This is a genomic window from Paraburkholderia sp. UCT2, assembly GCF_014397665.1.
Classification (GTDB): domain Bacteria; phylum Pseudomonadota; class Gammaproteobacteria; order Burkholderiales; family Burkholderiaceae; genus Paraburkholderia; species Paraburkholderia tuberum.
The window spans coordinates 35,153-41,923 of record NZ_VZQO01000060.1; the positions used below are offsets into that span (position 1 = coordinate 35,153).

The following is a 6,771-nucleotide window of genomic DNA, read 5'->3' on the forward strand; positions in this document are numbered from 1 at the left end:
CAATGGAGAAGGCCTAACGGGTCTTCTGCGCGCCGATGTCGCTATCCCACTTCCTGAAGGCGGCGACCATCGCTGCTGCATTCAGCGGCAAAGCATGCGGACGATCGGCCAACAACTTCGCGTATTCGGGCCGGCCATACTTTTGCAGTACCTCCTGGCTATGCGCGGGCGCCTGCTCGACGGAGACGCCCTTGATCGCGGGGCCAGGATAGAAATAGCCGTCGTCGTAGGTCAGCGCCTGCTGCGCGGGCTCCAGCATGAAGTTCATCATCTTGTACAGCACGTCGAGCTTTTCCTTCGGCACGCCCTTCGGGACCACCATGTAGTGCGCGTCGTTGACCCACGTCATGTTGTCGAACGGTTGTACGCGGAATTCGGCCGGCACGATGCCGAGCGCGCGCGGATTGATGTCCCAGCCGGTCACGGTCACGGTCATGTCGCGCGTGCCTTCGCCCAGTTCCTTCATCACCGCCGAGGTGCCGCCCGGATAGTACGGTATGCAGTCGTTCAACTGCTTCAGGAACGCCCACGTCTTGTCCCAGCCGTGCACCGGGTCCTGCGGGTCCTTGTCGCCGAGCACGTAGGGCAAGCCCATCAGGAACGTGCGGCCAGGACCGGAATTGGCCGGCCGCGCGTAGATCAGCTTGTCGGGGTGGGCCTTGCACCATTGCAGCAGTTGCTCGGGTGTCTTTGGCGGATCGCTGACTTTGGCCGGGTTGTATTCGAGCAGCGGACCAGCCGGCATATACGCGACCTCGAGCCCGTAGCCTTGCGCGAGATCCTGCATTTTGCGCGGGCCCGGCGCGTACTTGTCGAGCACGCCGGGGAACTGCGCCGCGTTGTCGGGCAGCAGCTTGATCCACAGGTTCTGTTCGATGCCGGCCGCGAGCGCGTCGGTGCCGGTCAAAACGAGGTCGATGTCGGAGCGGCCCGCGGCCTGCATCGCCTTGATCTTGCCGGGCAATTGCGGCGCGGGCGCGTTCGTGAACGTGATGTTCGCGACGAGATTCGGATTCTTCGCCTTGAACGCCTCGAAGCCCTTCTGCGTGAGTTGAAGATCGCCGGCCACGTCGACGATATTGATCGTGACCGGATCGGCCGCGTGCGCGGCAAGGGTGAACGCCGCGCTCGCGGCGATACAGACGGATACCAGCTTGAACGACAACCTGTGCGAAACAGTCATTGCGTCTCCTCGCTTCTTGGTATGGAAGCCCGCTGGTCGATGCGATGCGGGCGGTGTCTTTCTACCAAGGGAACATAGCGAAGCGCAACAGCCGATGTCAAGCAAATAGTCGAGAGCGTGGGTCGGGCGAGAAAATGGCGCGTTTAACCTGAAATCCTTGTCGTTCAATGCCCGGCACCGCGGGTTAAGGGCAAACCCGAGCCCTCGCCGCGATAGCAATACATGTTGTCTGGTTAGCGGACCACTGCTCAACCTCCGCGCACGCCCTGCGTATTGACGAACAGCGAATACAACCCGTGGCTCGCCGCCATGAACAGACGGTTGCGATGCCGTCCGCCGAAGCAAACGTTCGCGCAACGCTCTGGCAATGCGATGTGGCCGAGCGGCTCGCCTTGCGGGCTGAACACGCGCACGCCGTCGAGCTCGTCGGTGCCCATGCCCCACCCGCACCACAAGTTGCCATGCGTGTCGACACGAAAACCGTCCGGGGTGCCCGGACCCGCGTCGATCAGCACGCTGTTGTTCGACAGCGTCGTGCCTTTGCCATTGACCTCGACATCGAATACGCGGATCTTGCGCGGCTCGCCGCGCGATTGGACCACGTACAGCAGCGATTCGTCCGGCGAGAACGCGAGACCGTTCGGGGCGAGCACGTCGTCGATGACCATCGACACCTCGCCCGACTGGCCGTCGATCCGATACACGCACGCCTTCAGCTCGGACTGCTGCTGCTCGCCCTCGTAGAAACCTTCGATGCCGAAGGTCGGGTCGGTAAACCAGATCGAGCCGTCCGATTTGACGACCACGTCGTTCGGCGAATTGAAGCGCTTGCCCTGATAGCGATCGGCGAGCACGGTGATCGAGCCGTCGTACTCGGTGCGCGTCACACGCCGCGTCAGGTGCTCGCAACTGACGAGACGCCCTTCGCGATCGCGCGTATGGCCGTTCGCATTGTTCGACGATTGACGGAACGTGCTGACCGCGCCCGTCGTTTCGTCCCAGCGCAGGATGCGGTCGTTCGGAATGTCGCTCCACAGCAGATAGCGGCCATCGCCGAACCACACCGGCCCCTCCGACCAGCGCGTGCCCTGATACAAGCATTCGACCGACGCCGACGCGATGATCAACGACTTGAAGCGCGGATCGAACACACGGATGGAGGGATCGGGATAGCGTCGGCTGTGATCGGTCATGGGGTTGTCTGCGTGTCGGAGCGGTTCGATTGGGTGGGCGCGAACTCGCGCTCGAGAGCGAGCAGCGTGCGCGCGGTCTGCGCGATCTTCGCATGATGCTCGCGCGGTGTCGAACTGAGCAGCGGCTGCAGCGGCCCCATGTCGGCGAGGCCCGTGAACGTGATTGCATCGTGCAGCACGCGGATCAGCGAGATGTCGTTGCGCAGCGTTTCGAGCGGCATGAACGCATCGTACAGACGTTGGGCGGTGTCGTGGTCGGCGCTACCGGCGCTACCGGCGCTCCCGCCGCTTCGCACCGCGCGCAGCAGCGCCATCACCATGCTCGGCGCGATACAGCCGCTTCCGGTCGTCCACGCTGCGAGCCCGAACTCGCGCAGATGCACGAGCGCCGGCCGCTCGCCCATGCCCGATACGATCTTCGCGGCCGGCACGCGTTGCAGCAGCCGGCGCAGATACGGATCGTCAGCGGGGTTGTCGCGCGGGATCGCATACTTGACCGCGCTCAGCGTCCCACGCTCGACGAGCCGCGCGAGCGTATCGACAGCGACGTAGTTTTCGCTCTTGATATACAGCGTGAGCGGCATGCCGGCCGTGTCGGCGATCCGCGTGAGGCCCGTCTCGACGCCCTCGGGCGTCGTGAAGCCGCCGAGCGGCAGCACCATCGCCGTGCGGTAACGCGTCTGCGCGAGGATGCGCGCCTGATCGAGCATCTTGCCGTAGTCGGGACCCAGCGCCGGAATCACCCGTGTCCCGGGACCCGCGGCCTCGGCGAGCAGGTCCAGCAGCTCGCGGTATTCGCTGACCGCGACGTGATAAAGGTTCGCATTGCCGCCATACAGCAGCGTGCGTACGCCGCCCGCTTCGATATGGCGGATCAGCGCGAGATTCTGGGCAGGGTCGAGCGTGTAGTCGGCCCGGCGCGCGAGCGGCGGCACGGCCATGACCGACGCGGCGAACTCGCCGTCGCTAAGCGGTGATTCGTTCATGATGGTTGACGCGGAAACGCGCTAGGCGGAGGTTTCACGGTAGCATCGGCATCACAATGTTGTCAAACAACCTGCGCGTGACGATCGCCCAGCGTGCCGTCGGCGGCGAATTGCGCGGGAGCCGATCACGAAATTTCCTTTTGTATAACAATGAAGCGAGCCCGCAGCCAGCGGAATCGGCGCAGGCTTTTTTTGGCAACAAAGACACGGCGAGCAATAACCCGCTTTCCGAGATAATCGAGTAAATACGATTTAGTTTAAAGCGCGACGAAATAATGCTGTCAACGAAACATATTAAAATCTGTCGCTGGATGCCGATTAGCCGCGCCGCGCACCCGAGAAGCCCGGCCGGGTTAAAGATTTATTTCAATCAGCATAATAATAGGCGACGCCGACGTTGCTATCACGTGGCGGCTATCGTTTACCCCGCGGAGCACCGGCGCATTGCGTTCGAGTTTTTAGTGATAGATTATGCGGACCAAAAGAGCGGACCGAAGTTTGTCTGCCAATAACCGCGAACGGGATGTTTGCGAGCCTGAGAGAGCCAAAAAATTGTCGCTACACTTTATCGAGCAGATGGCACCGCTACTGGACGCCGCCGACGAGGCGGAATGGTTCGGCGTGATTACGGGCTTTGCCGAAACGTGGGGCTTCGACAAGATTCTGGTCGCGATGCTGCCGCGGCCAACCATGCGTCTCGAGGACGCTTACCTGCGCAGCACTTACGCACCGGCATGGCGCCAGACGTACGACGAGCAAGGCATGGTGCATATCGATCCGACGGTCGCACACTGCCTGTCACGCTCATCGCCGCTGGTCTGGACGCCCGAGATTTTCGCCAGCCCGGCGCAGCAATCCCTGTATGAGGAAGCTCGCTCGTACGGCCTCGGCGCGGGCGTGACGCTGCCAATTCATGGGCCGAATCTGGAAGCCGGCATGATGTGCTTCGTCAATGACGACAAGCCGTCAGACGGGTTCAGGCGCCATGTGAACGCCGCGTTGCCGAACCTCGTGCTGTTGCGCGACCTGGTGATCGACACCAGCAAACAGCATCTGAATTCACATGCGCAGACCTTGATGCCGAAGCTCACGCCGCGCGAGCGAGAATGTCTGAAATGGACCGCACGCGGCAAATCCACGTGGGAGATATCTCACATCCTGAGTTGCTCGGAAGCGGTGGTGAACTTCCATATGAAAAACATCAGGGCGAAATTCGGCGTGAATTCGCGGCGTGCGGCAGCCGTGATCGCGGCGCAGCTTGGGCTTATTGACCCGGGTTGAGCAGCGCGGCCGCGTCGCGGCTGTACATCACACGCTCGGCGCGACCCAGATCGGCGTCCGACACGGTCTTCATGAAGTACAGACCCAGCAGGATCGACACCGGCGCCGGGATCTCCGCGCCCGACTCGAAGCGGCTGCCGCGCGATTGCGTGACGCCGAAGCGAGCCCAGAAACGGCGCTGGCTCTCTTTTTTCTTCTTCCGATAGGCAATGATCAGGACGCGATCCACTGCCGAAGACACCTCCGAAGGACGCGCCTGGAGGTGGGTTTGCGGTTGCCAGTGATTGTCGAGGAGTTCCATTTTGGACCCTTGTAGGTTGGGGGCGGAGACGTGTCTGAATTCTGATATACCCGATAAGCATCCACACCTATCCAGGTAGGTAGGTGGCGCAAAGATTCAGAATGCATAAGTTTTCCTGCGTATCTGGCAGCCCCCCAACGCGTACAGGAGAACGTCATGCAAACCACGATCCGAATTGGACTCCGGCAGGAATTCGACAACGAACTGATCAACGAGATGTACCGCTTGCGCGCCCGTGTCTTTCACGGCCGGCTCGGCTGGGAAATTCCGACCATCGCGGGAATGGAGATAGACGGCTACGACGCGCTCGGGCCGTACTACATGCTGATTCAGGGCGAAGACGAACGGTTGCGCGGCTGTTGGCGCCTGATGCCGACCGAAGGTCCGAACATGCTGAAAGACACCTTCCCGCAGCTACTGCATGGCGCGGCCGCGCCGGTCGGGCGACATATCTGGGAACTGAGCCGCTGGGCGATCGAAACCGGCGGTGAGGAACAGTCGTTTGGTTTCACGGATATGACAATCCGCGCAATTCAGGAAGTGATGCGCTTCGCGCAGCGCATGGGCATCACGCATTACGTCACGGTGACCACCACGCCGATTGAGCGCATGCTGCGCCGTGCCGGCCTCGACATCAGCCGGCTCGGGCCGCCGCTGCAGATTGGCATCGAGCGGGCCGTCGCGCTCGACGTCGCGGTGAGCGCGAAAACGCTGACCTCGCTGTTCGGGCCGGTCGCCGTCGCTGCTTGAGCCGCGCCGAAGCGCGGCCTGACAAAAGTCGCGACGCCTTCACCCGCGCGCGGACTCAGGAACCGAACATCCGTTCCAGCGCGTTCTCGAGATGCGCGCGCATTGCGGCCCCCGCGCCCGCCGCGTCCTTGCGGCGGATTGCGTCGAGCACCGCCATGTGTTCGGCCTGCACCAGCCGCTGCCGCTCCACCGTCTTGACGAGCGACAGATTGCGCGACAGGTTCATGCTGAACAGGATCTGCTCCTCGATGAACGACATCACCGTGATGAAAAACGGATTCTTCGACGCGCGCGCGACCGCCTGATGAAACAGGAAGTCATCCTTCGCGCCGATCCCCTGCGCCTCGATGATGCGCTCGAGCTCGTCCCACGCGTGCTGGATCGCGGCGATGTCGTCGGCGTCGGCCTTCAGCGCTGCCTGCGCGGCCGCGCCCGCCTCGGTCACGATGCGAAACTCATAGCAGCGGCGGATATCGGACAGCGTTTCGAGCGGCGCGAAACGGCGTACGTCAGGATCGGGGCGCCGCGCGACGGTCGTGCCAGAGCCGTGCCGCGTCGAGATGATGCCGTCGGCCCGCAATCGCGCGAGCGCTTCGCGCACGGTCGGTCGGGACGTGGCGAAACGCTCCGCCAGCGCGTGCTCGGTCGGCAATCGCTCGCCTTCCTTGTACTCGCCTTCGAGGATGCGGTTGAGAATGTCGCCGTAGATCTGGTCGGGTAAGCCCTTGGTTTTTCGATCGTTCATCAGCGGACTGGCCAGCTTGTCTGAATATGGCTCGATTGTAAGGCCAACCCTGTTTCGGCTTCACCAAAGTTTTACGGGTTGTAAGCATGCCAGGCCGCTTCGCGCATGCCGCCGCGCCCGCCATTTTGTCCGCGCCGCGCCGGAATATTTGGCAAATGTTTGATTTACATCCTGGTCCGGTGCATCTTTTCCGGCAATCATCTAAGGAAGCGCTGATCAATGGACCAACTGCCCAAGTTGCAGACGAGATGCCGTCGAATTTTCCGGATGACGAAGCGAATCGATGCTCAACTCGGTGAATTGGACGCGCAAACGAGGCTCCCTGCTCGCAT

8 protein-coding genes are annotated in these 6,771 nt (G+C 62.2%); 3 read left to right on the forward strand and 5 right to left on the reverse strand.

Features of this window, described 5'->3' with window-relative positions; translation table 11 throughout:
• Positions 1–13: 13 nt before the first annotated feature.
• From F6X39_RS32445 to F6X39_RS32455, 3 genes are all read right to left on the reverse strand, one after another.
• A complete protein-coding gene (locus tag F6X39_RS32445; protein ID WP_184024804.1) occupies positions 14–1,183 on the reverse strand; it encodes an extracellular solute-binding protein in 1,170 nt (389 codons plus the stop codon).
• A gap of 248 nt (positions 1,184–1,431) precedes the next feature.
• The gene (locus tag F6X39_RS32450; RefSeq protein ID WP_187619622.1) at positions 1,432–2,376 is read right to left on the reverse strand and encodes an SMP-30/gluconolactonase/LRE family protein; all 945 of its coding nucleotides are present in this window, start codon (positions 2,374–2,376) and stop codon (positions 1,432–1,434) included.
• Positions 2,373–3,362 carry a dihydrodipicolinate synthase family protein gene (locus tag F6X39_RS32455; RefSeq protein ID WP_187619623.1) on the reverse strand — a complete coding sequence of 330 codons (990 nt, stop codon included), beginning with the start codon at positions 3,360–3,362 and terminating at the stop codon, positions 2,373–2,375. Before F6X39_RS32455 ends, F6X39_RS32450 begins: the two co-directional genes overlap by 4 nt.
• A gap of 56 nt (positions 3,363–3,418) precedes the next feature.
• Here F6X39_RS32455 and F6X39_RS32460 point away from each other — a divergent pair, with 56 nt between their 5' ends.
• Together F6X39_RS32460 and F6X39_RS32465 are read left to right on the forward strand one after the other, a co-directional pair.
• Entirely contained in the window at positions 3,419–3,607 is a 189-nt protein-coding gene (locus F6X39_RS32460) for a hypothetical protein (RefSeq protein ID WP_187619624.1), read from the forward strand.
• Positions 3,608–3,938: 331 nt separating this feature from the next.
• Entirely contained in the window at positions 3,939–4,643 is a 705-nt protein-coding gene (locus F6X39_RS32465; protein WP_184024798.1) for a helix-turn-helix transcriptional regulator, read from the forward strand.
• Here F6X39_RS32465 and F6X39_RS32470 read toward each other — a convergent pair.
• A complete protein-coding gene (locus F6X39_RS32470) occupies positions 4,627–4,944 on the reverse strand; it encodes a hypothetical protein (RefSeq protein WP_013092374.1) in 318 nt (105 codons plus the stop codon). The two genes, F6X39_RS32465 and F6X39_RS32470, sit on opposite strands and share 17 nt — an antisense overlap.
• A 156-nt stretch (positions 4,945–5,100) precedes the next feature.
• Between F6X39_RS32470 and F6X39_RS32475 the strand changes: the two genes are divergently transcribed.
• The gene (locus tag F6X39_RS32475) at positions 5,101–5,694 is read left to right on the forward strand and encodes an acyl-homoserine-lactone synthase (protein WP_090807325.1); all 594 of its coding nucleotides are present in this window, start codon (positions 5,101–5,103) and stop codon (positions 5,692–5,694) included.
• Between the two features lie 55 nt (positions 5,695–5,749).
• On the opposite strand, the gene F6X39_RS32480 is transcribed toward F6X39_RS32475, so the two are convergent.
• Positions 5,750–6,439, reverse strand: a complete 690-nt coding sequence (locus F6X39_RS32480; protein ID WP_090807327.1) for a FadR/GntR family transcriptional regulator — start codon at positions 6,437–6,439, stop codon at positions 5,750–5,752.
• Between the last annotated feature and the right edge of the window lie 332 nt (positions 6,440–6,771).

Bases quoted from the DNA above. Each gene is read 5' to 3' on its own strand.
- F6X39_RS32445 (WP_184024804.1), bottom strand. From the start codon at position 1,183: ATGACTGTTTCGCACAGGTTGTCGTTCAAGCTGGTATCCGTCTGTATC.
- F6X39_RS32450 (WP_187619622.1), bottom strand. From the start codon at position 2,376: ATGACCGATCACAGCCGACGCTATCCCGATCCCTCCATCCGTGTGTTC.
- F6X39_RS32455 (WP_187619623.1), bottom strand. From the start codon at position 3,362: ATGAACGAATCACCGCTTAGCGACGGCGAGTTCGCCGCGTCGGTCATG.
- F6X39_RS32460 (WP_187619624.1), top strand. From the start codon at position 3,419: ATGTTGTCAAACAACCTGCGCGTGACGATCGCCCAGCGTGCCGTCGGC.
- F6X39_RS32465 (WP_184024798.1), top strand. From the start codon at position 3,939: ATGGCACCGCTACTGGACGCCGCCGACGAGGCGGAATGGTTCGGCGTG.
- F6X39_RS32470 (WP_013092374.1), bottom strand. From the start codon at position 4,944: ATGGAACTCCTCGACAATCACTGGCAACCGCAAACCCACCTCCAGGCG.
- F6X39_RS32475 (WP_090807325.1), top strand. From the start codon at position 5,101: ATGCAAACCACGATCCGAATTGGACTCCGGCAGGAATTCGACAACGAA.
- F6X39_RS32480 (WP_090807327.1), bottom strand. From the start codon at position 6,439: ATGAACGATCGAAAAACCAAGGGCTTACCCGACCAGATCTACGGCGAC.